The sequence below is a fragment of the Virgibacillus sp. DJP39 genome (assembly GCF_049310925.1).
Lineage (GTDB): Bacteria > Bacillota > Bacilli > Bacillales > Amphibacillaceae > Virgibacillus_F.
Genome location: NZ_JBMERP010000001.1, coordinates 22,830 through 48,240 on the forward strand (window position 1 = coordinate 22,830; position 25,411 = coordinate 48,240).

Annotated in this window: 26 protein-coding genes and 2 other annotated features; of the genes, 19 read left to right on the forward strand and 7 right to left on the reverse strand. The window is 36.0% G+C overall.

The window, feature by feature from the left end:
• Positions 1 to 3 precede the first annotated feature (3 nt).
• The 14 genes from coaE to ACOI1D_RS00155 all read left to right on the forward strand — a co-directional run bounded on the left by coaE (position 4) and on the right by ACOI1D_RS00155 (position 12,529).
• On the forward strand, positions 4 to 603 hold the full coding sequence (gene coaE / locus ACOI1D_RS00090; RefSeq protein WP_422498237.1) for a dephospho-CoA kinase: 600 nt from the start codon (positions 4 to 6) through the stop codon (positions 601 to 603).
• A gap of 135 nt (positions 604 to 738) precedes the next feature.
• Positions 739 to 1,770, forward strand: a complete 1,032-nt coding sequence (locus ACOI1D_RS00095; protein ID WP_422498238.1) for a glyceraldehyde-3-phosphate dehydrogenase — start codon at positions 739 to 741, stop codon at positions 1,768 to 1,770.
• Positions 1,771 to 2,068: 298 nt separating this feature from the next.
• Entirely contained in the window at positions 2,069 to 2,446 is a 378-nt protein-coding gene (speD, locus tag ACOI1D_RS00100; protein ID WP_422498239.1) for an adenosylmethionine decarboxylase, read from the forward strand.
• A gap of 216 nt (positions 2,447 to 2,662) precedes the next feature.
• Positions 2,663 to 3,043 (forward strand): cytosolic protein, encoded by a 381-nt coding sequence (locus ACOI1D_RS00105; protein WP_422498240.1) that lies wholly within the window; start codon positions 2,663 to 2,665, stop codon positions 3,041 to 3,043.
• Positions 3,044 to 3,069: 26 nt separating this feature from the next.
• Positions 3,070 to 3,534, forward strand: a complete 465-nt coding sequence (nrdR, locus tag ACOI1D_RS00110) for a transcriptional regulator NrdR (protein ID WP_422498241.1) — start codon at positions 3,070 to 3,072, stop codon at positions 3,532 to 3,534.
• Between the two features lie 18 nt (positions 3,535 to 3,552).
• Positions 3,553 to 4,881 carry a replication initiation and membrane attachment family protein gene (locus ACOI1D_RS00115; RefSeq protein ID WP_422498242.1) on the forward strand — a complete coding sequence of 443 codons (1,329 nt, stop codon included), beginning with the start codon at positions 3,553 to 3,555 and terminating at the stop codon, positions 4,879 to 4,881.
• Positions 4,882 to 4,911: 30 nt separating this feature from the next.
• The gene (gene dnaI, locus ACOI1D_RS00120; RefSeq protein ID WP_422498243.1) at positions 4,912 to 5,847 is read left to right on the forward strand and encodes a primosomal protein DnaI; all 936 of its coding nucleotides are present in this window, start codon (positions 4,912 to 4,914) and stop codon (positions 5,845 to 5,847) included.
• Positions 5,848 to 5,956: 109 nt separating this feature from the next.
• Entirely contained in the window at positions 5,957 to 6,811 is an 855-nt protein-coding gene (gene ytxC / locus ACOI1D_RS00125) for a sporulation protein YtxC (RefSeq protein ID WP_422498244.1), read from the forward strand.
• A 56-nt stretch (positions 6,812 to 6,867) separates the two neighbouring features.
• Positions 6,868 to 7,092 (forward strand) — a binding site (T-box leader).
• A 165-nt stretch (positions 7,093 to 7,257) separates the two neighbouring features.
• Positions 7,258 to 9,201, forward strand: coding sequence for a threonine--tRNA ligase (thrS, locus tag ACOI1D_RS00130; protein WP_422498245.1), 1,944 nt, complete (start codon positions 7,258 to 7,260; stop codon positions 9,199 to 9,201).
• 149 nt (positions 9,202 to 9,350) lie between these two features.
• Positions 9,351 to 9,478: a sequence feature (ribosomal protein L20 leader region), on the forward strand.
• Between the two features lie 152 nt (positions 9,479 to 9,630).
• Positions 9,631 to 10,134, forward strand: coding sequence for a translation initiation factor IF-3 (infC, locus tag ACOI1D_RS00135; protein ID WP_422498246.1), 504 nt, complete (start codon positions 9,631 to 9,633; stop codon positions 10,132 to 10,134).
• A 30-nt stretch (positions 10,135 to 10,164) separates the two neighbouring features.
• The gene (gene rpmI / locus ACOI1D_RS00140; protein WP_404453472.1) at positions 10,165 to 10,359 is read left to right on the forward strand and encodes a 50S ribosomal protein L35; all 195 of its coding nucleotides are present in this window, start codon (positions 10,165 to 10,167) and stop codon (positions 10,357 to 10,359) included.
• Between the two features lie 66 nt (positions 10,360 to 10,425).
• On the forward strand, positions 10,426 to 10,782 hold the full coding sequence (gene rplT / locus ACOI1D_RS00145) for a 50S ribosomal protein L20 (protein ID WP_422498247.1): 357 nt from the start codon (positions 10,426 to 10,428) through the stop codon (positions 10,780 to 10,782).
• Between the two features lie 639 nt (positions 10,783 to 11,421).
• Positions 11,422 to 11,697, forward strand: coding sequence for a DUF1294 domain-containing protein (locus ACOI1D_RS00150; protein ID WP_422498248.1), 276 nt, complete (start codon positions 11,422 to 11,424; stop codon positions 11,695 to 11,697).
• A gap of 259 nt (positions 11,698 to 11,956) precedes the next feature.
• Complete coding sequence (locus ACOI1D_RS00155) at positions 11,957 to 12,529, forward strand: TVP38/TMEM64 family protein (protein WP_422498249.1); 573 nt, start codon at positions 11,957 to 11,959, stop codon at positions 12,527 to 12,529.
• Between the two features lie 150 nt (positions 12,530 to 12,679).
• Here ACOI1D_RS00155 and ACOI1D_RS00160 read toward each other — a convergent pair whose 3' ends face one another.
• Complete coding sequence (locus tag ACOI1D_RS00160) at positions 12,680 to 13,072, reverse strand: sigma-w pathway protein ysdB (RefSeq protein ID WP_422498250.1); 393 nt, start codon at positions 13,070 to 13,072, stop codon at positions 12,680 to 12,682.
• A gap of 120 nt (positions 13,073 to 13,192) precedes the next feature.
• On the opposite strand from ACOI1D_RS00160, the gene ACOI1D_RS00165 reads away from it, so the two are divergent.
• Both ACOI1D_RS00165 and ACOI1D_RS00170 read left to right on the forward strand, forming a co-directional pair.
• Positions 13,193 to 13,678 (forward strand): dUTP diphosphatase, encoded by a 486-nt coding sequence (locus tag ACOI1D_RS00165; RefSeq protein ID WP_422498251.1) that lies wholly within the window; start codon positions 13,193 to 13,195, stop codon positions 13,676 to 13,678.
• 77 nt (positions 13,679 to 13,755) lie between these two features.
• Complete coding sequence (locus ACOI1D_RS00170) at positions 13,756 to 14,841, forward strand: M42 family metallopeptidase (protein ID WP_422498252.1); 1,086 nt, start codon at positions 13,756 to 13,758, stop codon at positions 14,839 to 14,841.
• Between the two features lie 43 nt (positions 14,842 to 14,884).
• On the opposite strand, the gene ACOI1D_RS00175 is transcribed toward ACOI1D_RS00170, so the two are convergent.
• From ACOI1D_RS00175 to sspI, 6 genes are all read right to left on the reverse strand, one after another.
• Entirely contained in the window at positions 14,885 to 15,505 is a 621-nt protein-coding gene (locus ACOI1D_RS00175; RefSeq protein ID WP_422498253.1) for a lytic transglycosylase domain-containing protein, read from the reverse strand.
• A gap of 64 nt (positions 15,506 to 15,569) precedes the next feature.
• A complete protein-coding gene (locus tag ACOI1D_RS00180) occupies positions 15,570 to 16,241 on the reverse strand; it encodes an ABC transporter ATP-binding protein (protein ID WP_422498254.1) in 672 nt (223 codons plus the stop codon).
• A complete protein-coding gene (locus ACOI1D_RS00185) occupies positions 16,234 to 17,364 on the reverse strand; it encodes an ABC transporter permease (protein ID WP_422498255.1) in 1,131 nt (376 codons plus the stop codon). Before ACOI1D_RS00185 ends, ACOI1D_RS00180 begins: the two co-directional genes overlap by 8 nt.
• Positions 17,361 to 18,584: an ABC transporter permease gene (locus tag ACOI1D_RS00190; RefSeq protein WP_422498256.1), complete on the reverse strand. Its 1,224-nt coding sequence runs from the start codon at positions 18,582 to 18,584 to the stop codon at positions 17,361 to 17,363. Before ACOI1D_RS00190 ends, ACOI1D_RS00185 begins: the two co-directional genes overlap by 4 nt.
• Before the next feature lie 16 nt (positions 18,585 to 18,600).
• Positions 18,601 to 20,178 carry a hypothetical protein gene (locus ACOI1D_RS00195; RefSeq protein ID WP_422498257.1) on the reverse strand — a complete coding sequence of 526 codons (1,578 nt, stop codon included), beginning with the start codon at positions 20,176 to 20,178 and terminating at the stop codon, positions 18,601 to 18,603.
• A gap of 354 nt (positions 20,179 to 20,532) precedes the next feature.
• Positions 20,533 to 20,748, reverse strand: a complete 216-nt coding sequence (sspI, locus tag ACOI1D_RS00200) for a small acid-soluble spore protein SspI (RefSeq protein ID WP_422498258.1) — start codon at positions 20,746 to 20,748, stop codon at positions 20,533 to 20,535.
• A 101-nt stretch (positions 20,749 to 20,849) separates the two neighbouring features.
• On the opposite strand from sspI, the gene ACOI1D_RS00205 reads away from it, so the two are divergent.
• The 3 genes from ACOI1D_RS00205 to pheT all read left to right on the forward strand — a co-directional run bounded on the left by ACOI1D_RS00205 (position 20,850) and on the right by pheT (position 25,398).
• Positions 20,850 to 21,587, forward strand: coding sequence for a TrmH family RNA methyltransferase (locus ACOI1D_RS00205; protein WP_422498259.1), 738 nt, complete (start codon positions 20,850 to 20,852; stop codon positions 21,585 to 21,587).
• A 335-nt stretch (positions 21,588 to 21,922) separates the two neighbouring features.
• Positions 21,923 to 22,957, forward strand: coding sequence for a phenylalanine--tRNA ligase subunit alpha (gene pheS, locus ACOI1D_RS00210; protein ID WP_422498260.1), 1,035 nt, complete (start codon positions 21,923 to 21,925; stop codon positions 22,955 to 22,957).
• 14 nt (positions 22,958 to 22,971) lie between these two features.
• The gene (pheT, locus tag ACOI1D_RS00215) at positions 22,972 to 25,398 is read left to right on the forward strand and encodes a phenylalanine--tRNA ligase subunit beta (RefSeq protein ID WP_422498261.1); all 2,427 of its coding nucleotides are present in this window, start codon (positions 22,972 to 22,974) and stop codon (positions 25,396 to 25,398) included.
• Positions 25,399 to 25,411 lie beyond the last annotated feature (13 nt).

The following is a 25,411-nucleotide window of genomic DNA, read 5'->3' on the forward strand; positions in this document are numbered from 1 at the left end:
TAGATGTCATTAATTATTGGACTAACCGGAAGTATAGCTAGCGGAAAGAGTACAGTGTCATCTATGTTTCGTGACTACCAGCTCCCTATTGTAGATGCGGATGAAATTTCCCGGGAAGTTGTCCGACCGGGTGAAAAAGCCTACGAACAGATAGTAGCAACATTTGGTGACGGAATTTTGCTGGCTGACCAAACGATTGATCGAAAGAAGTTGGGTGCGATTATTTTTCCTGACGAAGACAAGCGAAAGCAGTTAAATGCAATTGTACATCCAGCCGTCAGAGAAAAGATGCTGCAGCAAAGGGATAAATATGTAGCTAAGGGTGTAGATTGTGTCATACTTGATATCCCTTTATTATTTGAAAGTAAATTGACGCATTTGGTTGACAAGACTGTTGTAGTGTACGTAAACAAAGAAACACAACTTCAACGCTTGATGATACGGGATAACTCCTTAAAAGAAGAGGCTGAATCTCGTATTAATTCCCAACTCTCGATTGATGAGAAGGCTAAGAAGGCTGATTACGTAATTGACAATAATGGAACCAAAGAACAAACGTCTAAACAATTGAATGAACTATTACAGACATGGCAGATAATTTGAAAACAGATATGGGAGAAAACTCTTCCATATCTGTTTTTTATTTTGTATATTTAAAAGCACATTCTCATAATAATATGTTATACTATTTATTAATAAAGGCTAATAAGTATAACATATATATAGGAGGACTTTTTTATGAATAAAACAAGAGTTGCCATAAATGGGTTTGGTCGTATTGGACGCGTGGTTTTTCGTCAGGCAATTAAGGATAACCAATTGGATGTTATAGCTATAAATGCGAGATATTCACCAGAAACACTCGCACATTTAATTAAATATGATAGCGTTCATGGCATTTTTGACGGTGAAGTGAAAGCGGTTCAGGATACTATTGAAGTCAATGGTAAAATTGTTTTAATTGTTAATTCACGTGAGCCTCAAAATCTGCCTTGGAATGAGCACGATATAGATGTTGTAATCGAAGCTACTGGTAAATTTAACAGTAGAGAGGGTGCTGGATTACATTTACAAGCAGGAGCAAAAAAGGTTGTTATTTCAGCGCCGGGTAAGAATGTAGATAATACAATCGTTATGGGTGTAAACCATGGTACGTATGATCCTGAAAAAGACCATGTTATATCAAATGCTTCTTGTACAACAAATTGTTTAGCACCTGTTGTAAAGGTTCTTGATGATAACTTTAAGATTATTAATGGACTTATGACAACCGTGCACGCATTTACTAATGATCAAAATAATTTAGATAATCCACATAAAGATCTGCGTCGTGCCAGAGGATGTACACAGTCCATTATTCCAACATCTACAGGTGCTGCGAAAGCATTGGGACTTGTTTTACCACATTTAAACGGAAAACTTCATGGCATGTCATTACGTGTTCCAACACCAAATGTGTCATTAGTTGATCTTGTAGTGGATGTGGAAGATTCTGTTACTGCTGAAGATGTTAATCAGGCATTCAAACTAGCTAGTGATAGGGATTTAAATGGAATTGTAAAGTATAGTGATGAACCATTAGTATCCATTGATTATACTACAACAGAGTATTCAGCAATTATTGACGGACTTTCAACTATGGTAATAGGAGATAATAAAATTAAAGTTTTGGCATGGTATGATAACGAGTGGGGCTACTCAAAACGGGTGGTTGACTTAACAAAATATGTTGGAAATTATTTAAACCAGGCACAAGTGAAAATTTCTTAAATGAAATTTGGTGTTTTTGCTCTAATCATCAATCTAGCAATATAGTTACCTTAGAAGGAAATTAAGTTGTCCTTCTAAGGTGATTTTTTGTAATTAGATGCTGACTTAATCTGGCTTATCTTTCCAAAAAACATATTGCAAAAAAAATATATACGGTTTATACTTTTTTGTGTACTTCTAAAATAAACTACAATTAACCTGCTTAAAGGGTTGGGACCTCTTTGGACTAACTTTCCCCCGTGGTTGGTGAAAGTAACTAACAAATGTACTTTACAATATGTTTTAAGGGGGAAATTCAATGGATACAATGGGAAGACATGTTATTGCAGAATTATGGGATTGCAATATAGATAAATTAAATGATATGGGGTTAATTGAACGAACATTTGTGGATGCAGCACTAAAGGCTGGTGCAGAAGTTCGCGAGGTAGCCTTTCACAAATTTGCACCTCATGGTGTTAGTGGGGTAGTTATAATCTCGGAATCTCACTTGACAATCCATAGCTTCCCAGAGCATGGTTATGCAAGTATAGATGTCTATACATGTGGAGATGTGATTGATCCTAATGTTGCGGCTGAGTATATCGCGACTGCATTAGAATCCAAGTCCTATGAAAAAGTAGAAGTACCACGTGGGATGGGACCTATAAAAGTAAATCAATTTCAAGCATTATAACGAAATAGCCGAAATGAAAAGTTGATTAGACTTATTCTTATATCGACCATCGATAAGAATATGCTAATCAACTTTTTTTAATTAGTTAAATCATAAAAAACATGTTAAAATATAATGTAGATTAAACAAAATTAAACTTATATTATTGAAGTAATAAATAAAATTATACTGAAGTTAGTCGAAAATCAGCATAAAATAATGTGATGAGGTGTCTAGATGTCAATCAAACAAACACTTATGAAATATTTTGGGAATCATGCCGAAACAAGGGACAAGCATTGGGATGCATCTCTTCAAACACATTATTATAAAACTACCAAAGATAAAGCTTTACTGAAATTAGAAGAATTATATACAAACAAACAGAACTATTCTATACAAGCTATTTCAAAAGAACATGGTGAAATCAGCATGTATTATAAAAAGACATTTATAATCATAACGGTTATTTCTGTCAGACCGTATAATACTGCGATTGATTTCTCTGTAACTACCGAAACTATCCTGCCTTTTGATTTTGGCAACAGTACTAGACGGATTGAACAACTGTATCAACAAATAAATAAAGAATTGCCATATATCAAAACGACAAACTAGATTTAACAGAAACGGGGTGGGGCGAAATGCGATGTTCCAATTGTGATAATAAGAGTACAAAGGTTCTTGACTCACGGCCGATTGAAGAAGGTAGGTCAATCAGACGCAGGCGGGAATGTGAACAATGTGGGTTTCGCTTTACCACGTTTGAACGAATTGAGACTGTTCCTTTAATCGTTGTTAAAAAGGAAGGAGCTCGACAGGAATTTAGCAGGGAAAAGTTGGTAAGAGGCTTAATTAAATCCTGTGAAAAAAGACCTGTACCGATAGAAAAAATAGAATCGATAGCATTAGAGGTAGAAAAGGAGTTACGGGATACTGGGGCTTCAGAAGTAGAAAGTAAAGAAATAGGTGAAATGGTTATGGATCGCCTAGCGAAGGTCGATGAAGTTGCATATGTTCGTTTCGCTTCCGTTTACCGACAGTTCAAGGATATAAGTGTCTTTTTGGATGAACTGAAGGATTTGATTAAAACAGATAAAAGCCATTAGTAAGGGGGTATAAAGGTTATGAACATTATTGGAAAAGTCCTACCGGTGGATGGATATTATATTTTGCAAAAGAAGAGTTTACCAGTAGACTTTGAAAAGGCAATGACCCATTTATATCAACCACTAATTGGAATTGAATCAGTTTCCCTGTTCATGACATTACTACATGAGGCTGATATACAGGATGAAAACATTCCTCAAACGCATCATACTTTAATGAATTATTTAAACTTGCCTCTTGATGAAATATATCGAGCCAGACTTAAACTAGAAGGTATTGGATTGATGAGAACCTATCATCGGCTAGTAAACGAACAGTCAGTTTATACGTATGAATTAAAAGCCCCTTTTTCTCCACGTGAATTCTTCAGAGATGAAATGTTGGCACAATTGCTCTATTATCATATTGGCGAAGAAAAGTTTGATCATTTGAAACAAAAGTATTATAAGAGACAAACAAATCACCCTGGGGATAATGTTACAGTTTCTTTCAATGACGTGTTTCAGACATTTACACCTTATGGACAAGTTATGAACGACGTCGATTCCACAGAGACAACGCCTACAGAAGATTCGGTGGATTTTACCTGGATTAAAATAATGCTTGAGCAGCGAATGATACCTGTTAAAAATATTTTGACTCCAGATAACAAACAACTTATTTTACAGATGATGAAGCTATATGAATTACAGTCACATGAAATTGAAAAAGGCATGTTATGGGCGTTGACTGATGAAAACACGTTGCACACCGATGAATTTAAAAATGCGTGTCATGATTTGTTTAAATCCAAATACAATACTACCACTGTTAAACTGACAGAGAAGGAAAAGCCAAAGGAAAAACCAAAGTCCGTACCCGAAACGCAGGAGGAACAATTAATCCAACACTTGGAAACTATTTCTCCAAAACAACTACTAGAAGACCTATCTAGTGGTAACCATGCTTCAGATCAGGATATGCGGGTGATACGTGAAGTAATGACCTCACAAGGGTTACCTTCTCCTGTTATGAACGTATTGATTCATTTCGTTTTACTTCAATCGAATATGAAACTATCGAAAGCTTATTTAGAGAAGATTGCTAGTCATTGGTCGAGGGCTAATCTAAAAACAGCTAAGGAAGCAATGGGTTTTGCTAAAAAGGAGAAAAATAGATACCAGAAAACCGCACCAACATTTTCTAGACAAACGTATAATAAGAGTTATTCTAATGAAGTTGTTCCAGATTGGTTTAAGGATCGAAACAAGGATAAAAAGAAAAATACAGCTAAAAATAATGATAAAGATAAGTCCATGGAAAGAGAAAAAATGGAAGCAATTTTAAAAAAGTATTCAGCAGAGTAACAAAAATAATCATTGCCAAGGATGATTGCTATGAAACCAGTCCAATCTACATTAAAAAAATGGATGAACGAAAATAAGAATTTTAAAGATAACTATAATAAAATCAAAAACGAAATTCTGATGGATCCAGAGATAAAAGAATTTCTTTTATTACATCCTGAATTAACACAGAGGGAGATTAATAAGAATTTAATTAAGTTATATGAGTACAAAACGCAATCAAAACAATGTGATAAGTGCAAGTCATTTGGTAGTTGTGTCAATATGCTAAAGGGATATTCACCTATCCTCAAAACAGATAATAATGAAATTCATATGCAATATGAAAAGTGTCATAATCATGTAGCACATGAAAAACAGAAACAACAACAGGATTTAATCCAAAGTTTATATATGCCAAAGGAAATACTAAATGCATCAATGAAAATAATTGAAAGTGATGACGAAAGACTTGAAGCAATTGATGCAATAGACAACTTTCTGGTTAAAGTTCACTCATCTGGCCTACCATCTAAAGGAATATATTTTTATGGCCCATTTGGTGTTGGGAAAACGTTTTTCCTGGGAGCTATTGCAAACGAACTGAGAAAGATTAATATTTCCTCAATGATCATTTATATGCCCGAGTTTGTAAGAGAAATAAAAGCTTCTCTTAAAGACGATTCTATAAATGAAAAAATCGAGTATTTTAAAAAAGCTGAAGTTTTAATGATTGATGACATTGGTGCGGAATCACAATCTGCCTGGTTTCGTGATGAAATTCTCGGCTCGATATTACAGTATCGTATGATGGAAGGACTTCCTGTCTTTTTTACCTCTAACTATAATTTGGATCAACTAGAAGATCAATTAGCCAAAACAAATCGTGGAGCTATTGAAACAGTAAAAGCAGGACGTATTACTGAGCGTATAAAACAGGTTAGTAATGAAGTACGAATAGCCGGTGAAAACAGAAGAAACAGGTAAAGGTAAAAAACTATCATTTTAATTTTAAAAGGTAGTTTTTTTCTTTATACATTTTTTCCTTATTCTTTCCATATAATGTATCAGCTTGGTTTTGTGAGGGTGAGATGTATTGCTGGATATTTATATGGAATCAGACAAGGAAGTAATCAGTTTTTGTGAGGCATTGTTTCAAATTAACAAGAAGATTGAGTTACACTGGAAAACACATGATGAATGGGGGAATCATTTACAGATTGAGATAAAGGATGTCGATAATTCATCACTTGATTCAATCGCAGGGGCATTAGTTGATGTATTTATGTTTCATCGTCTCTCAGATATGATAAGGTCTGTCATACAGGATGAATTCTACTACACCAATCAAGATGAAATTGACAAAATTTTAGATCTGACCCATTGGATTATAACCGGGGGTGATGATGAAAATATCGACCTAACAGAAACGCAAGACCCAGGTTTATTTTTGGAATCATTATTTAATTCTATGGTAAAAAATGCATGCACGGTTCATTACGATTCATTGGTTAAGTTTCGTATCAAACCTTTCAAGGAACTCATCAAATGTTTTACTGGACTAGCTATTGATGAGTTAAAGAGAGAAGAAGACCATCTTTCTTTTATTAATGCACTTAGGGAATATATTGCGAAGAAGGAAGCAGTTATACCTACAGTTTATATGCTTCAAGAGGATCCATTCGTATTTTTCCATTCAAATGGAAAACGTTTTACAAACATGGAATTACACATGATTATGCAGAAAGAACCATTGTATATAGTGGGGCTCGATAGTAACGAAAAAAACCTATCCCCTCTAATAGCAATGGCGCCTGAGAACATATTGATTTATGGGGAAAATCCAGATGAGCCAAAAACGTTAACTATAATTAATGTTTTTCAAGAGCGAGTTGAGTTTAAGCCAATGATTGATTTTCCATTTCCTCAGTACTTAAAAAACTATGAATGATACTTGCAAATGTATCATAGAGAGGCTATAATACAATTTATATATATTTAAATTGATATTTGGTTATGATAAGGACAAGATTGTTTGATAATTATACAGACTAGAGATGGAAGGACACGGCTGAAAGCTTCCTTGTGTATAACAAATGATTACCACCTTTGAACTCTACTATTGAATAACTAGTAAGTAGTAGCGTATATTCTGCGTTAAAGATAATGAAGCCGTGATTAAGTTTTCGCGGGAATCAGGGTGGAACCACGTGACCAACGCTCGTCCCTTTGCAATTAGTGCAGAGGGATGGGCGTTTTTTGCAGTTAAGAAAGTATAAATCCTTTCTTACTGCATAAGCGCAACTAAGTCGCCATAAAGGCTTGGCGATAAGCCAAGTTTTCTAAAATTTGAACTCGATTTAACAGAATAAAGAACATAAGAAGGAGTGTTATAAAATGGAAAACATCAGAATTATATTTCCAGATGGAGCTAGCAAGGAATTCCCAAATGGAACAACTGGAGAAGAAATAGCATTCTCTATATCACCTGGATTAAAGAAACAGGCTTTGGCAATAAAGTTAGATGATCAATTGGTTGACCTTCGTCGAGGGTTAAAATTTGGTGGGAAAATTGAAATTATCACCTATAAAAGTCCAGAAGGGTTAGATGTTGTCCGTCATTCAACTGCACATTTAATGGCTCAGGCTATTAAGCGGTTATACAAAAATGTAAAGTTTGGTGTTGGTCCAGTAATTGAAGAAGGATTTTACTATGACATGGATATGGAAGAATCTATCACACCTGAGGACCTTCCTAAAATAGAAAAAGAAATGCAACGAATTGTTGACGAAAATTTAGAAATTGAGCGAGTAGAGGTTTCTAGAGAAGAAGCAAAACAAATGTTTAAAGATATTGGAGATGAATTGAAGCTAGAGTTAATTGATGCGATTCCAGAAAAGGAACAAGTAACAATTTACAAACAAGGTGAATTTTTTGATCTTTGTAGAGGAGTTCATGTACCATCTACAAGTAAAATTAAGGCATTTAAACTATTAAGTATATCCGGGGCCTACTGGCGTGGTGATAGCAATAACCAACAGCTGCAGCGCATTTATGGTACAGCTTTTGAAAAAAAGGGACAAGTTGATGATTATTTGCAACTTTTGGAAGAACGCAAGGAACGTGATCATCGTAAGCTTGGAAAGGAATTAGAAATATTCACAGTATCTCAGAAGGTTGGACAAGGTTTACCTTTATGGTTACCTAAGGGAGCTACAATTCGACGTAACATTGAAAGATACATTGTTGATCTAGAAGAACGTTTAGGGTATAGCCATGTATATACTCCTGTGTTAGGAAGTGTTGAGCTTTATAAAACGAGTGGACATTGGGATCACTATAAAGAGGACATGTTCCCAACTATGGAAATGGACAATGAAGACCTTGTTTTACGTCCAATGAACTGCCCACATCATATGATGGTATATAAGCATCAACTTTATAGCTACCGCAATTTACCAGTGCGGATAGCTGAACTAGGGACAATGCATCGTCATGAGATGAGTGGTGCGTTAGCAGGATTGCAACGCGTTCGTGCGATGACATTGAATGATGCACATATCTTTGCCCGTCCAGACCAATTAAAAGAGGAATTTATTAGGGTGGTAGAGCTCGTACAAAAAGTATATGAAGATTTTGGAATTGATGAGTACTATTTCCGTTTATCTTATCGTGACCCTGAAGATAAAGAAAAATATGTTGACAACGATGAGATGTGGGATAAGGCACAGGCCATGTTAAAAGAAACAATGGAGGACATGGAGCTTGATTATGTAGAAGCTATAGGTGAAGCGGCATTTTATGGCCCTAAACTGGACGTACAGGTTAAAACTGCATTAGGTAAAGATGAAACGTTATCTACTGTTCAGTTGGATTTCCACTTACCAGATCGCTTTGACTTAACATACATTGGCGAAGATGGAAAAGAACACCGTCCAGTAGTTATCCATCGAGGTGTTGTGTCAACGATGGAACGTTTTGTAGCATTCCTTTTAGAAGAGTATAAAGGAGCTTTCCCAACTTGGCTATCTCCTGTACAGGTTAAGGTTATCCCTGTCTCGCCTGGCGTTCATTTAGATTATGCTAATGATGTAGTTGATAAATTGAGACTGCAGGGTATCCGCGTTGAAGTAGACGAACGTGATGAAAAAATTGGGTACAAAATTCGTGAAGCGCAAACACAAAAAATTCCTTTTGGATTAGTTGTAGGTGACAATGAGATAAAAGAAGGTGCAGTAAATGTACGAAGATATGGGGAAAAGAATTCCGAGACAATCAGTTATCTGGATTTCGAGAATTTAGTTACAGAAGAAATAAAGAATAAAACATTAAGAAAATAGGTTGTCACACTAAGGTAAACTTTACCTACTATGCTGCATATGGTATGGTAGATAAAGTAATGCATAATTTTGATGCTTTTACACTAGATTTATTTGACTAAGCCTGGATTAAATGGTATAGTTTAAAAGTTGAATAAAATTAAATGATCTGAGACAAGTAGAGGCACCCGCTTCTCACCTGTTCAACGCAAATTAGCAGTTGACTGGTTCTAACTTCTTTAAATAGATAATTAAAGTTGTGTGGGTGCATATCATGCACCTGCATTTTTTGTGCTTTAATTAAGTTGATAAATTTAATGTTTAAAGTATAAGGGAAACGAAGCATCTGTCATCATTATTCAGTAAGCTACGTTTTTCGAATGCACTTGTCAATGATGGATCAGGAATTACTTTATACTAATTTGGAGGTGGCTGGCTATTAGCAAAGATATGAATGTCAATGAAAAAATTCGTGCGAGAGAAGTACGTCTAATCGATTCAAACGGTGATCAACTGGGAGTTAAGACTCGTCAGGAAGCATTAGAAATTGCCCAAACTAGAAACTTAGATTTAGTTGCAGTTGCTCCTAATGCAAAACCACCTGTTTGTCGAATTATGGATTATGGAAAACATCGTTATGAGCAACAAAAGAAAGACAAAGAAGCACGCAAAAAGCAGAAAATCATTAATGTGAAAGAAGTTCGATTCACACCTGGAATTGGCGAACATGATTTTATGACCAAGTTAAAGAACGCCAGAAAGTTCCTTGAAAATGGTGATAAGGTTAAAGCAGCAGTACGTTTTCGTGGTCGTGCTATCACACACAAAGAGCTTGGACAAGAAGTATTGGACAGATTATCCGCGGAATGTAAGGACATTGCAACGATTGAATCAAGACCGAAAATGGAAGGTCGTAATATGTTCATAATGCTTGCACCCATAGCGGAAAAATAATTCTTATATGTTTACAAGGAGGAACTCTACATGCCTAAAATGAAAACCCATAAAGGTTCTCAAAAACGTTTTAAAAGAACGGGATCTGGAAAATTAAAACGTTCACATGCATACACAAGTCATATGTTTGCAAATAAATCGCAAAAACAAAAGCGTAAGTTACGTAAATCTACACTGGTATCAGCAGGAGATTACAAGCGCATCAAAGCAATGCTTCCAAAGTAAGCAATTATATGCTACTAAACTAACAGGATATACAATGATATAGATTTGTATTAGGAGGGTATTAATATGCCACGTGTAAAAGGTGGAACAGTTACGCGCGCTCGTCGTAAACGCGTACTAAAACTTGCAAAAGGTTATTATGGTTCAAAACGCACGCTATTTAAAACAGCAAAACAACAAGTAATAAAGTCAGGTCAATATGCTTATCGTGACCGTAGACAGAAAAAACGTGATTTCCGTAAACTTTGGATTACACGTATTAACGCAGCAGCTCGCATTCACGATATTTCGTACAGCAAATTGATGCACGGATTAAAAGTTGCTGGTATTGAAGTAAATCGTAAAATGTTGTCTGATTTAGCGATTAATGACGAAAAAGCTTTCAGCCAACTTGCAGAAAAAGCAAAATCAGCAATTAAGTAAAGAAAAGCGAAGGCGACTGGTCAGCGACGTACAAATAGATAGGACTGTGAAAAGTACGTGGAACTATACGTACGTTCATCAGGACTACCTATTTGCTAGTCGCTAGGAGCCGCAGCTAGACAAAGAAAAGCGGAGGCGACTGGTCAGAAGCTGACGCATAAGCAAGGAACCGAAGAACGCAAAGGTTTAAGCGTTCAGAGAGTTAATTGTTTATGACGGTAGCTTCTAGGAGCCACCGCTAGACAAGAAAAGCAGAGCGGGCTTGCTTAGCGGTGAAATGCGTAAGTAAGGGACCGTAGAGCACACGATCTAAGTGCTCGGAGTGTCAATTGCTTACGTCACGAACCGCTAGCCCGCGCAGCTAGACAAGAAAAGCAGAGCGGGCTTACTCAGCGGTGAAATGCGTAAGTAAGGGACCGTAGAGCACACGATCTAAGTGCTCGGAGTGTCAATTGCTTACGTCACGAACCGCTAGCCCGCGTAGCTAGACAAAAAGCATATAAGTAATTCAAATGACCAAATTCCGTTCCAAGGAATTTGGTCATTTTTATACTTACATTTTTGATTCTGCATTAAATAGAAACAAAAAGGATATCTGCATTGATGTAGTTTGGTTGCTAGAAAGGAAGGTAAGTTCACATGAACTTTGAAACAACATTATTTTGGTTTTTTATAGTCTTAAATATAATTGCTTTTATCATAATGGGGATCGACAAAAAAAAGGCAATAAAACAAAAGTGGCGAATACCTGAAAAAACAATTTGGACAGTGGCTATTTTGGGTGGATCAATAGGAGCTATTGTGGGTATGCGATTTTTTAGACATAAGACCAAACATCGTATGTTCTCAATTGGACTACCACTAGTTTTAATACTACAGATTGTCTCTTTCTTTTACTTTTTTGAATTATTTTAATAGCTCTTTTCACTAGTTTTGTAGCTTTTCAATCTTGGCAGGTGGGCATGCATGGCATCCCTTCAGTAATAGTGATTTCCACTTCAGCAGTCACTTTCCGCTGAAGTAATGACAGCTTCCTATAAAGTCGGATACCAAGGTTGTAAAAGCTTTTCTCTGCTCTGTGTCATAAAGGCTCGTCTTATGTCATATACATGTACAAAGTGGTTTTAAACATGCTGCAGACAATCAACAATGAAAAAGGCAGAGGAGGCATGGTATGGAACTATTTGGTAGTTATCTAATGGCGGTCGTTGAAACTGGAGGAATATTTGCACCGCTATTATTTATAGGCTTTCACTTGCTAAGGCCATTGTTTTTTCTTCCAGTAGTATTTATTTGTATTTCTGGGGGGATATTATTTGGTGCTATAGCGGGAACATTGTATTCCGTGATTGGTATAACATTATCAAGTATCGGTTTCTACGGAATAATTAGGTGGATGCCAAATACGTTTAAGAAGTTAGTTTCCATCAAAAGAAAACTAATCGGGGATCGTTCAGAGTTCACCACTTCGCAAATTGCTATACTTCGTCTTATACCATTTATACACTTTCATTTATTGTCACTTTGCCTATTTGAAGTTACACAAGGATTTAAAGACTACACTAAGTCTTCACTGTTAACAAACATACCTTTAGCACTGGTGTACACGTCAATAGGTAAGTGGATTTCCAATTTATCCCCTCTTTACATTGTTGTATTACTTCTTTCATTATTACCGCTTATTTATATTTTAAGAAGAAAAGAAGTGATAATTAAGTGGAATGAGTTTTTTCCTATACGAACATAGTCATTCCAGGTCTAGGAATTCAATTAGTTTGAATTCCTCTTTCTTGGTGGTAAAGAAAGTATAGAAACTTTCTTTTTGCACAAGTGCAACTAAGGCTTTCACCATAAGCTAAGTTTTCTAATGCATTTATATAATAAATAGTCGTCGGAATTAATCGATTTGGGTTAGGACAAGCTTATTAACAGGGTGCTTCCATTCAATTTTGGAATACGGATACCTGATCAATATTTCTTTTTCCAGAAAGTAAAGATCGTCCCGGGTGAAACCCCTAAGTTCCATTGGTTCATGAACGAACACGTGGATATCCATTACTTCAAAGGCATGTTCTGTTGTACCAAGATATTTTTCACCTTCAAAAGAGCAGCCTTTGTAGACGAACTGCAGATTTTTTTTGCTATTACTTGGTTCGTCTAAAAAATAAAAGTCATTATTCGCTTTTGCAATTGTTAACTTTCGTTTAGGATTTTGGTAATATTGATAAAATGTGTAGACGAGTAGAATAATTGCAATCAGTATTAAGATCCGAAATAAAATAATAATCATAATTCAAACGTCTCCTCGAAAGTTTATTACTCTTTTATACGTTAAAGCACTGAAACAGGTTTCACAATTTGAAAGATTTTCATGATACAATCATAATAAATATGAAATGAGGGATAGTAAATGGACTGGAAAAAACTGTTTTCCATGCAAAAACAACTCGATAGTCATATCGAGGAAAAACACAAATTGGATAAAAATGATCTTTTTGAATCAAAATACCTTGCATTGCTTGTTGAACTGGGAGAACTTGCAAACGAAACAAGATGTTTTAAATTCTGGAGTCAAAAGGGGCCAAGTGATCAGTCCATCATCCTAGAAGAATACGTTGATGGTCTTCATTTTATTTTATCGTTAGGTATTAACAAAGGTTATGAATACAAATCAGATGGTGATTATTCGTCCAGCAGATCTGCCACAGATCAGTTTAATAAATTGTTTAGTCATTGTGTATTATTTCATGAGAATCCAACACATTCAAACTATACGGCCCTGTTTTATAATTTTTTGGTGTTAGGAGATATTCTTGGTTTTAATGAAAATTCAATTGTGGAAGCTTATGAATTGAAAAATGAAAAAAATTATGTAAGGCAAGAACAGGGTTACTAGTATAACCGGTAAATGATTTGTTATTTTGCTAATTCAAGTTATAATTAATGTGCAGTATATAAGGAGGAAGCATACATATGCCAAAATTGGACGAAACACTAACAATGTTTAAAGACTTAACAGACGCAAAAGGTATTCCGGGCAATGAAAAAGAAGCAAGAGATGTAATGGAGAGGTATATCAAGCCATTTGCAGACGAAGTTTTCACGGATAATCTAGGTAGTTTAATTGCTAAGAAATCCGGAGATGAAAATGGACCAAAAATCATGGTCGCAGGTCATCTTGATGAAATAGGTTTTATGATTACACGAATTGATGATAAGGGCTTTGTTTATTTTCAAACAGTTGGTGGCTGGTGGAGTCAGGTAATGCTTGCTCAACGCGTAACCATTATGACTAGTAAGGGTGACGTCACAGGTATTATTGGATCACAACCACCACATATCCTTTCGCCTGAGGCTCGTAAAAAGCCTGTAGATATTAAAGATATGTTTATCGACATTGGAGCATCAAGCAAAGAGGAAGTATTAGAGTTTGGTGTAAAGCCTGGCGATTCAGTCGTACCATATTTTGAATTTACCCAAATGGAAAATGAAAAGATGCTTTTAGCAAAAGCATGGGATAACCGTATCGGTTGTGCAATTGCTATCGAGGTATTAAAACAACTTAAAGATGTAGATCACCCGAACGTAGTATACGGTGTCGGAACTGTTCAGGAGGAAGTTGGTTTGCGAGGTGCGAAGACTTCTGCAAACACGATTAAACCTGACATTGGTTTCGCAGTTGATGTAGGAATTGCCGGTGATATGCCTGGCGTATCTGATAAAGATGCTGACAGTAAACTTGGCGAGGGACCGCAAATTATTTTATATGACGCTTCAATGGTATCGCATAAAGGTGTTCGTGACTTTATTATTGATACTGCAGATGAACATAGTATTCCATACCAGTATGCTTCAATTGCTGGTGGCGGAACTGATTCAGGTTCAATTCATCTAACAGCTAATGGAGTGCCATCTTTATCTATTACAATTGCAACACGCTATATTCATTCTCATGCAGCAATCCTGCACAGAGATGACTTTGACAATGCAGTTAAATTAATTGTTGAGGCAATTAAGAAATTAGACCGTAATAAGGTGAAGGAAATATTTCTTGCATAGGAAACAAAAAGATCAGTAGCAGAAAACTGCCGCTGATCTTTTTTTACGCTATGTAACTGTTCATTACTTTCTTCACATAGTTTTGCGTTTCATTAAAGGGAGGGATGCCTTGGTGTTTATCAACATTACCTGGTCCGGCATTATAAGCTGCTAAAGCCAATTCTATGTTTCCGTTATAACGATTCAACATTTGGCTTAGATACTTTGTCCCACCTTCAATATTTTGGGAAGGGTCTAATGGATTACCAACACCAAGCCCACGTGCAGTACCTGGCATTAACTGCATAAGACCAAGTGCACCTGCACTGCTTTTAGCATTTGCCTGATAGTTTGACTCAGCCGCGATAACTGAATGAATAAGTTTTTCATCTATTCCATATTTACTTGCTTTTTGTGTTATTAATGCATCAAATTGTGATGGTGACGCCGTTTTTCCCTCAACATTAATTGGATTGTATGCAGACATTGATGGATGCTTAATCACATTATTATATATAGTATTCGATTGCTGTTTTATTTCAGCCTGATTTATTCTATCTTGTAAAAGCTGTTTAAAAGCTAAATCAATTAAAGGAGAATTATAAGACATCGAATCACTAGATGGCGATGACATGATTGACATAGCTTGGTACTTAATAAGATTCTGCAGGTTTTTTAGTTCCATTCTCTTCCTCCTTGATAGCTTGTATTTAGTTTAGCTTTAAGCCATCCTATTTGCAATAGATTTTTCACAATAGTTGGGGGTTGGTTCCAGCTTCAATAAGTACATTCTTGTAAAAACTATCGTTTCCTATACATAACACGCGATTACAGGAAGAAATAATTTCGTCCATATCGTGGGAGGTCAGAAGAATCATGGTACCCTTTTCTGCTGCAACTTTTTGTAAATAGGAGCGGATTTCTTTTTTTGATTTCAAATCGATGCCTACTGTTGGTTCATCTAATAATAGAATTTCTGGATTGTGTATTAGGCTGATAGCTAAGTTTAATTTACGTTTCATTCCGCCAGACAATTGATTAACTGGTTCTTTCCATTTAGTCAAGTTCATATCCAGGCATATTTGACGAAGTTCCTCTGTTGTCTTTTTTACGGGGCAAAGTTTTTCAAAAAAAAGCATGTTTTCTTCCACAGTGAATTCATCCCAAACTGCAATCTCCTGTGGAACATAACCAATCTTTTTTCTTATATTTTTAATGTTTTTATTAAATGATTTCCCGTGTAAGGATAAGGTTCCTTCCGTTTGCGGTAATAGTGTTGCTATTGTTTTAAGTAATGTAGATTTACCTGCTCCATTTTCGCCGACCAGGCCAACAATCTCACCAGTATCAATTGAAAAGGATATAGAATTTAATATTAGATTTTTCCCGTAGGTTTGGGATAGAGATGTAATCTTAAGCATAATAACGTTCCTTTCTTACAATCCAAATGATAAACGTGATTAGTAAAAATCCAGGCCAAAAATTAATGAATTCACTGGATACTATAGGGGTAGTGGGATTAATTGTTGAAAGTAATGGCCACCTCAAAAGAAGCCCATTCATTGGTAGGATTGCCCCACTACTTATCATACAGAAAAGGACAATCGCAAAAGAACTCACATAGTATTTATAACTGTTTTTAAATAAAAGTGCTAATAGAAATGCACCAAGTATTAGAATAAACCGGTAATAGATGACACCGATAATTATTTGTGAATCTAATTGTACATATTGCAGTAACTCAAAGACATACATTGCGACTGAATCCATAATGGTAAGCAGTATACTATAAAAGATTAAATTCCTCGTTAAGTAACCTTTTAAACTAATGGTCGTGAATGCAAACCGCAAAGTTACTTTAGAGTGATTTTCCTTCACAACCCAATCGAAAATGAGTAAGGTAGAAAGCATACTAAAAATGCTCCACAAAGCCAGCGTGTTCCATATAGAGATATTCTCTACTGTCTGTGAATTCCCTCCGTTAAAGGAAAAAGTTGTTTGTAATAAGCTTTCTTCTTCCTGGATTTCTTTACTTTTTTCTATGACTTGTTTCCAAGTCCATTCTGATTCCATTTGATAACTTTCCGTTAGTTCTCTGATTATGTAAGCCGCTTTCGATCTCCCGGTTTCCTGCTGAACGTAGGAAAGAATCATCTCCTTAACAGGTGTGTAGGCTAAGGACTGATTTGTTCTGTAACTAGTGATAATATGACTTCTATTTCCTGCTCGTATTTGGCTGGCGAAATCATTGTGTATTACAAAAACACTATCAAGCTGATGCTTTCTTAATTGATATAAAGCTTCTTTCTCACTTAGCTGCTGTACATTAACGAAGGTGGTTGTTGCTATTTCATTAAGTAGTTCAATTGTCGGTTCATTTGAATTCTCAATAACTATACCAATAGGAATCCTACTGTCATCCTGAACATTACTGAGTACAGTTGATATTGCCAGGGTAACAATTAAAGGTAATAATAACCAAAACAGTAAGCTAAACCAATGCTTTTTCAAATGTAATAAACGGGTTTCAACTACATTTTTCATAATGAAATACGCTCCTTCCATGAGGAGATTCCGAAAAGTAACAAGCTGCCAATTATTAGATAAATAATTAATGGAATGTAGTCCACATAGATACCATTGTTTAATAGCAGTTCAAGTAACCATTTAAATGCTTGGTAACTGAAGCTATATGGTAAAAGTTCTTGTAAATACATAGGGTAATAGATCGTTGGTATAATTGCACCGCTTAACAGCAAGAGAGTTACAGTATAAAAAGAGTGAATAAATAATCGAATTTTTGGGCCTGTCACCGAAACTTCAATAATAGCTAACCCGATTAAGAAGAGAAAACTGTAAATTAACAAAAACAGATAGACTTTTACATAGTCATTAAAATAAAGTGAGATATCAAAAAGTCTTATGAATCCATAAAAAATGAATATAGTAAAGATAATAGATATGATCCATGATACAACTATTTTAGCTAGTAGTTGCTGCATTTCGGTTACATTAAATAACTTCATACGTTTCTTTAAGCCGGATTCTTCTGTTCTTGTTAGAGTAGAATAAAAAGCCAGTAGCCAAATTGTGAGGATAATAAATAATGCCCCAAGACCATAGTATTGAACGGGAGAGGTAGTGACATTATTCTTAAGCAGCTCTTCGTCAATAATTTTGTCTTTTCCAAGTGTATAGAAAACAAAGTCAGTAAATTGTTGGAAGATAAAGTCATTACGGACACCATCATCCATTTCTAATTGCTTCGCGTAATAATTTATTGTCAGTATATTAGCCTGGGCTGTTTTTATATGACGGGTGACGCTATCAATAAGTTCCTTAACCAAGTAGCTTTCAACGCGTTTGTCAGGATTTCCTATTATCTTTAATGTAACAGAGGACCCATTATAAAGGCTGTTCGTAAAATTATCGGGTAAAACGATGTATGCACTTAACTGGTTGTTAGTTAGGGCTTGTTTAGCCTTTGAAGATGACATATTTTCTATTTCAATAAAACTACTTAGTTGCGAGGATTGCTCGATAAGTTCAACTATCATGGCGGTCTCTTTTGACTGATCGTGCGTAATTAACCCAACGTGTATAGCCTCACCCTCATCAGGAATAAAAAAGGAGGTAAGGATGTAAGCAGATAAACCAACAATAATAATGGGGAATAGAAAAAGCAGAGGAAGTGATGGCCACTTCCTCTGTAATTGTTTCAGATTACTTTTTATAAATAGAAATACGTGATGAAAAAAAAGCATTTAAATTCACCTTTTCTTAGAATCCACCTGAGCCCATAATTCCCATTACCCATTGTTGGAATTTTGGGGTAACCTCCGTTTGGAAGTACTGCATAATTTCATCTGCAGTCATACTGCCAATGTCTTTAACATTTTGGCCACTCGGAATAGTAACTTCTTTTATAAGTCTTGCATCTTTTGAAAGCTGAAGACTTAACATGTCTTTTGGCATTTCCGGTGCTTGAATTGTTAAAGAGTGTTCAGAGCTCATCTCATTTTTATTGTACATTGCATTGCCTGACCAGCTCAAACTACCCTGATCTTGTTCAGTGTTTAGAGTGAATATACGTTCAAATTCTCGCTTGCCATCAGTAAGTGTTGAATTTCCATCGTAACCAACTTCCAATCCATCCGCTACAAGTTTAATAGAATCATTTGCCTCGTTATTTTTCCATGATAGGTCTCCGGTTAAAGCTAAAGTAGACGCATTTTGATTTTCTTTAACACTAAATGTGTAGTCAAATGTCTGATCTGTTTCACTAATAAATTGTTTACCACTAACGTTGAAAGTCACTATCTCACCATTTGAAGGACCAACTGAGAAAACAAGTTCACGCTGGATAATTGAGTCATCGGTAACCCAAATAGTAGATTTTAGTCCATCTGGTATTTGGATAGTTTTAAGTTGTTCGATACCATGATCTAACGTTGTTTCAAACTCATTTATCATTTCATCAATATCACTTTCAACTGAAGGTGTTAAACTTGAAGTTGACATTCCTGCACCAAAGGATCGTAATGCTACCTGCTCTTTGATTATTTCTTTCAATCTTTGGTCACTTTTCATTTTTTCCAAAGTAGTTGATAAAATTTTCTTTAATTGTTTTTCGGTTAAATGAAAAACGATTTTTTCAGCGTTGAAAGAAGTTGAGTTAACTTCAACGGTTTCCTCAGAAGCCTGGAATGATTCATCTGGTAAACTATCATAAATCATTTCCAAATATTCTTCTTTCAAATACTCTTGATCAGACTCAGATAGACTTGACCGATTAAAAAAAGTATCATAATCAATCTTTTCTTTACCTGTATACATTTGTGGGTCTAATTCTTTTAACAGCTGACCGATGTCTCCTTCTTTCATTTGCAGTAATTCCTTTAGGAAAGGCAATTCAACTAATAATTTTTCAGAAGTAAGATAAAAACTTAATCCATCAATTGTAATCCCACCAAAAGCACCACTTATTTCAGTTGCCATTTTTTTGTTCTTAAAATCAGTGGCATTCTTTAAGGTTAAAGTTGAATTATTTATAATTTGTGATGGTCCAAACAGTGTAACGTTTGCTGAAGGATCATTATATGTAGCAGAAAGTTCATAGGTTGATTCTGTTGGATTTTCCTGTACCTTTTCCTGCCAATTTAACTCTGGTTCAAAGCGATTATTGAATTGTTCGCTGATCGCTTCAATGCTACTTTTCTCTGCCAGGAAATATTTCTGTTTATCGGAAAAATTTAGTAGAACAAAAGCAGCAACGCTTCCGCCAACAATTAATAGTGCAGTAACAACAAAAATTATGATACCTTTTTTTCTGTTGTTACCTAATAAAGATCTTTCCATATCAAAACCTCTTCCTATCCTTTAGTAATTGTATCTATTAAAACGAGGTACAATCTATACATTTATTGTACCTTGCAATTGAGAATAGTCAATATGTTCTACAGTAAGTGACAAAAGATATAATTATCCTTTGAGTAACTGCCAATGATTAGGAGATTTAAATATCAGCGCAAAAAAAAGTTCGGTTTTTTTACACCGAACTTTTTTTGGCAGTAAAGAAAGTAAAAAAACTTTCTTTCTGCATAAGTGCAACTAAGGATATCGCCATAAGTCCTGACGATAAGCCTAGTTTTATCTTTCCTTATTTACAATTATCTTGTAGGCACACATGTCTGCCTATTAACGAACAGTTCCTTATGCTTTACTCTTAACGCCTTGTTCTAATGCATCAATCATTTCTTTTTTCTCGGTTTCATCCGATTCTTGCCAAATTAGCTCGAAAAGTACACCGAGCCCTGGCAACATCTTTTCTTCACCGTTTTGAATGGCATCGACTATTGTTGCTTCCAGCTGTTGTTGATCATTTGTTGCGATATTTGACAATATTGCCTTTCGAAGATTTAAATCCATCCTAAATCACTCCTTGTTAGATAATGATAACTGAATATAGTTTGACCTACATTGTTCGAAATATGTATGATAGGAACATAAAGTAATGAGGATGCGATTTGATGATAACGTCAGTGCAAAATTCTCAAGTGAAAACTTGGGCGAAATTGAAAATGAAAAAGTTTCGAGTGAAAACTGATCTCTTTTTAATTGAAGGGGAACATTTAGTAGCTGAAGTCCATGATAGCGACTGGAGGATAGAGGAACTTATAATCCAAGATGGTACGCCTATTCCTACCTTTGCGGATCAATACACCACTACTATCGTAACTGCAAATGTTTTTCAACATATAGCCGACACTAAAACACCCCAAGGAATTGCAGCTATAGTAAGTATGAGGGAAGTGGAATGGGTAGATGTCAAAAATGCTTTACTAATTGACTCTATACAAGATCCTGGGAACTTAGGAACTATGATTCGAACGGCAGATGCAGTTGGCTTTGACGCTGTTGTTATTGGTGACAATTCTGTAGATATGTACAATGAAAAAGTAATTAGGTCCACTCAAGGTTCATTATTTCATATTGCGGTTTTTCAGGAAAATTTAGACACAAAAATACCTGCTTTACAAAAAGAAGGTTTTGTTGTTTGGGCAACATCACTTGAAAATGCAAAGCCGTACAAAGATGTTCAGGTTACAAGCAAAACAGCTTTACTTGTTGGTAACGAAGGGAATGGTGTTGCACAATCCTTAATTGATCTTTCAGACTGCAGTGTCAAGATACCAATTAATGGAAAAGCTGAATCATTAAACGTTAGTGTTGCTGCAGGGATTCTTATGTACCACATTAACGGATAATACTTGCAACAAGTTTGGTAATTAATTATAATTAAAACAAATTTACAATAACAAGCATTGAAAGAGCATAGTAGCGAATCATAATAAATAGTTTAGGAAGGGAATGCCCTGGATTGAAAGCATTTCCACTATTTCTTCGTTATCTTATTCACTCTGGAGCTGGCACTTAGACCTTGCTAACCAAGTAAAGGTGTCCCGGATTAATTCCGTTATCAAGTTCAAGTTGGACAACGAAGCGATAGCAGTATGTTGTCAACAAGGGTGGTACCGCGAAATAACAACCTCGTCCCTTTATGGATGGGGTTTTTTGTATGCAAAAAAGGAGGAAGCAAGCTATGAAAGAGGAACTGGAAACACTTCAGCAAGAAGCTTTAGCTAAAGTTAAACAAACTGAAAAATTAAAAGCCCTGCAAGAAATTCGTGTTGCTTATTTAGGTAAAAAAGGTTCACTTACAGGTGTACTCAGAGGAATGGGTAAATTATCAAAAGAAGAGCGACCTGTAGTAGGTGAAATTGCCAACCGCGTGCGTGAAACGATCACATCCGCATTAGATGATAAAAGTGCTGAATTAAACGAGCAGGAACTTGAAGAACAGCTTGCTAATGAGTCAATTGATGTAACTTTGCCAGGTCGTAGTGTCCAAGTTGGTGGACCTCATTTATTAACTTCTATTGTCGAGGAAATAGAAGATTTATTTGTTGGACTGGGATTTGAAATTAAGGAAGGTCCAGAGGTAGAGACTGATTACTTTAACTTCGAGGCACTAAATCTGCCAAAAAATCATCCAGCCCGTGATATGCAGGATTCATTCTACTTAACAAATGAACTGTTGTTACGTACACACACTTCGCCTGTTCAGGCAAGAACAATGCAATCTCTTGAAGGTAGTGAACCTGTGAAGATGATCTGTCCTGGTAAAGTTTATCGACGGGATACAGACGATGCAACGCATTCTCATCAGTTTACCCAAATTGAAGGGCTGTATGTTGATAAAAATGTGCGTATGAGTGATCTGAAAGGAATCCTGGACGTATTTGCTAAAAAGATGTTTGGGGATGAAAGAGAAATCCGATTACGTCCCAGCTTTTTCCCATTTACCGAACCCTCGGTTGAAATGGACATTTCATGTAAAGTTTGTGGAGGTAAAGGCTGTTCGGTTTGTAAACAAACTGGTTGGATTGAAATTTTAGGGGCTGGTATGGTACATCCGAAAGTACTGGAAATGGCAGGATATGACTCATCTGTATATTCAGGGTTTGCATTTGGTATGGGACCTGAACGAATCGCGATGCTGAAGTACGGTATTGACGATATTCGCCAATTCTACACTAACGACAAACGATTCTTAAAACAATATCATCAAGCATAAGGAGGGAGATTGCAATGTTAGTATCACTAAACTGGTTAAAAAATTACATTGATATTTCGGACATTTCACCAGAAGACTTAGCTGAAAAAATCACTAAGTCAGGTATTGAAGTAGAAGGAATTGAATATGTTGCAGAAAAAAGCGAGAATGTTGTTGTCGGTTACGTAAAGGAATGTGAGCAACATCCAAATGCAGACAAGTTAAACCTTTGTCAGGTGGATGTTGGGGATGAAGTACTGCAGATTATTTGTGGAGCTCCTAATATTCAACAAGGGCAAAAGGTTGCTGTGGCGAAACCTAAGGCAGTTCTACCTGGGAACTTTAAAATAAAAAAGGTTAAATTACGTGGTGTTGAATCAAACGGAATGATTTGTTCTTTACAGGAGCTTGGAATTGCTGAAAAGTATGTTCCAAAGGATGTAGCGGATGGTATTTTTGTGTTTCCAAATGACGTAGAGATTGGTAAAGATGTAACGTCACTACTGAATTTAGATGATGCAATTCTTGAATTGGGATTAACTCCAAATAGAGCAGATTGTTTAAGTATGCTTGGTGTAGTGTACGAGGTTGGGGCTATCCTTGACAAACCAATAAACTTACCAGATGAAAGTTATTCAACTATTGATGAGACCGCTGGTGATTTCATTTCCGTCACTGTTGACAACAAAGACTTAGCACCTTATTATGGTGCGTTTATGATAAAAAATATAACAGTTAAACCTTCCCCATTATGGATGCGTAACTACTTAATGGCTTCTGGAATTCGACCTATCAACAATGTCGTGGATATAACAAACTATGTGTTACTTGAATATGGTCAACCATTACATGCATTTGATTATGACCGATTAAATTCCAAGGAAATTGCAGTTAGACTAGCAAATGAAAACGAAAAAATTGTAACCCTGGATCATCAGGAACGAAGCTTGACTGTTAATGATTTAGTAATTACAAACGGAAAAGAACCAATTGCTGTCGCTGGGGTTATGGGCGGAGCAAATACAGAGGTTCAAGACGATACAACTACTATTCTGTTGGAAGCGGCACTTTTTAATTCAACATCCGTTAGAAAAACAGTGAAAGAAACAGGTCTTCGCAGTGAGGCAAGTACACGATATGAAAAAGGTGTAGACCCAAATCGCGTAAACCGTGCTGGCATGCGTGCATGTCAACTGCTTGCGAAATATGCCAATGGGGATATTCTTAATCAACCTGTCGAAGTTAACGATTTAGATACTGCAGAAAAAGAGGTAACAATCAACACTGATGAAATTAATAAAAGGCTAGGAACTGAAATTAGCAAAGAAGAGATTGCCAACATAATAAGAAAACTTCGCTTTTCATATAGTGAGGAAGGCAGTCAGTTCATCGTGTCGATTCCGACTAGACGCGGAGACATAACAATTTTCGAAGATATGCTTGAAGAAGTAGCACGAATATATGGGTACGATAACCTACCATTCACCCTACCAGCTGGCTCTGGTCAAGCAGGAGCATTATCCAGGCGTCAACAGTTAAAGCGTGATATCAAAGGGTTTTTACAAAGTGCTGGATTAATGGAGACGATTACTTACTCGTTAACAAATGAAGAGTATGTAAGCACTTTTGTCAGCCCTGAAATTTCAGAACAAAATGCTGTGCCTGTCAAACTAGCCATGCCAATGAGCGAAGATCACAGTCATTTAAGGCTTAGTGGTGTACCAGAATTACTTCAAACTGTTGCATACAACAATGCTAGAAATCAAACTGATCTTGCGTATTACGAATTAGGTTCAGTTTTTATTTCACAAGAGTCAACATTGCAAAATCAGCCATATGAACAGCTACGTTTATCAGGGGCTGTCTCAGGAGTCTGGCATGAAAATCAGTGGCAGCAAGAAAAAAAGATTGTTGATTTTTATGTGGTAAAAGGGATCGTAGAGGGACTGTTCAGTTATTTGAACATCACTGTTTCTTTCGAACAAACTAAATTAACTGATATGCACCCAGGACGATGTGCAACTTTATCAATTGAAGGTCAGGTTATCGGTTATATTGGGCAGGTTCATCCACGTATAGAAAAAAAGATGGATTTGAATGAGACATATGTTTTTGATATTAATCTAGATACTGTTCTTGAAAACTATGCCCATGTTCCGAGTTACAAACAACAATCCAAGTATCCGTCAGTTGTCAGAGATATTGCATTTGTAATGGATGAGAATGTAAATGCCGGCGATGTTAAATCGCTAATAGAAGAAATTGGTCACCCACTAGTTAAAAAAGTTCATATCTTTGATGTGTACCAAGGCGAGCATTTACCAGATGGTGAAAAATCGATCGCGTATAGTTTACTCTTTCAAGAGGATACACGTACATTAAAGGATGATGAAGTGGAAGAAAAATATCAAGCTATTACAGCGGCTGTTAAAGAACGGTTTCATGCATATGTAAGGTCTTAGTAATGAAAAGGCA

Bases quoted from the DNA above. Each gene is read 5' to 3' on its own strand.
- pheT (WP_422498261.1), top strand. From the start codon at position 22,972: ATGTTAGTATCACTAAACTGGTTAAAAAATTACATTGATATTTCGGAC.
- ACOI1D_RS00205 (WP_422498259.1), top strand. From the start codon at position 20,850: ATGATAACGTCAGTGCAAAATTCTCAAGTGAAAACTTGGGCGAAATTG.
- dnaI (WP_422498243.1), top strand. From the start codon at position 4,912: ATGAAACCAGTCCAATCTACATTAAAAAAATGGATGAACGAAAATAAG.
- ACOI1D_RS00190 (WP_422498256.1), bottom strand. From the start codon at position 18,584: ATGCTTTTTTTTCATCACGTATTTCTATTTATAAAAAGTAATCTGAAA.
- infC (WP_422498246.1), top strand. From the start codon at position 9,631: ATGAATGTCAATGAAAAAATTCGTGCGAGAGAAGTACGTCTAATCGAT.
- ACOI1D_RS00155 (WP_422498249.1), top strand. From the start codon at position 11,957: ATGGAACTATTTGGTAGTTATCTAATGGCGGTCGTTGAAACTGGAGGA.
- speD (WP_422498239.1), top strand. From the start codon at position 2,069: ATGGATACAATGGGAAGACATGTTATTGCAGAATTATGGGATTGCAAT.
- ACOI1D_RS00165 (WP_422498251.1), top strand. From the start codon at position 13,193: ATGGACTGGAAAAAACTGTTTTCCATGCAAAAACAACTCGATAGTCAT.
- ACOI1D_RS00170 (WP_422498252.1), top strand. From the start codon at position 13,756: ATGCCAAAATTGGACGAAACACTAACAATGTTTAAAGACTTAACAGAC.
- thrS (WP_422498245.1), top strand. From the start codon at position 7,258: ATGGAAAACATCAGAATTATATTTCCAGATGGAGCTAGCAAGGAATTC.
- ACOI1D_RS00160 (WP_422498250.1), bottom strand. From the start codon at position 13,072: ATGATTATTATTTTATTTCGGATCTTAATACTGATTGCAATTATTCTA.
- ACOI1D_RS00095 (WP_422498238.1), top strand. From the start codon at position 739: ATGAATAAAACAAGAGTTGCCATAAATGGGTTTGGTCGTATTGGACGC.
- nrdR (WP_422498241.1), top strand. From the start codon at position 3,070: ATGCGATGTTCCAATTGTGATAATAAGAGTACAAAGGTTCTTGACTCA.
- ACOI1D_RS00195 (WP_422498257.1), bottom strand. From the start codon at position 20,178: ATGGAAAGATCTTTATTAGGTAACAACAGAAAAAAAGGTATCATAATT.
- sspI (WP_422498258.1), bottom strand. From the start codon at position 20,748: ATGGATTTAAATCTTCGAAAGGCAATATTGTCAAATATCGCAACAAAT.
- rpmI (WP_404453472.1), top strand. From the start codon at position 10,165: ATGCCTAAAATGAAAACCCATAAAGGTTCTCAAAAACGTTTTAAAAGA.
- ACOI1D_RS00180 (WP_422498254.1), bottom strand. From the start codon at position 16,241: ATGCTTAAGATTACATCTCTATCCCAAACCTACGGGAAAAATCTAATA.
- ACOI1D_RS00185 (WP_422498255.1), bottom strand. From the start codon at position 17,364: ATGAAAAATGTAGTTGAAACCCGTTTATTACATTTGAAAAAGCATTGG.
- rplT (WP_422498247.1), top strand. From the start codon at position 10,426: ATGCCACGTGTAAAAGGTGGAACAGTTACGCGCGCTCGTCGTAAACGC.
- pheS (WP_422498260.1), top strand. From the start codon at position 21,923: ATGAAAGAGGAACTGGAAACACTTCAGCAAGAAGCTTTAGCTAAAGTT.
- ACOI1D_RS00105 (WP_422498240.1), top strand. From the start codon at position 2,663: ATGTCAATCAAACAAACACTTATGAAATATTTTGGGAATCATGCCGAA.
- ACOI1D_RS00115 (WP_422498242.1), top strand. From the start codon at position 3,553: ATGAACATTATTGGAAAAGTCCTACCGGTGGATGGATATTATATTTTG.
- ACOI1D_RS00150 (WP_422498248.1), top strand. From the start codon at position 11,422: ATGAACTTTGAAACAACATTATTTTGGTTTTTTATAGTCTTAAATATA.
- ACOI1D_RS00175 (WP_422498253.1), bottom strand. From the start codon at position 15,505: ATGGAACTAAAAAACCTGCAGAATCTTATTAAGTACCAAGCTATGTCA.
- coaE (WP_422498237.1), top strand. From the start codon at position 4: ATGTCATTAATTATTGGACTAACCGGAAGTATAGCTAGCGGAAAGAGT.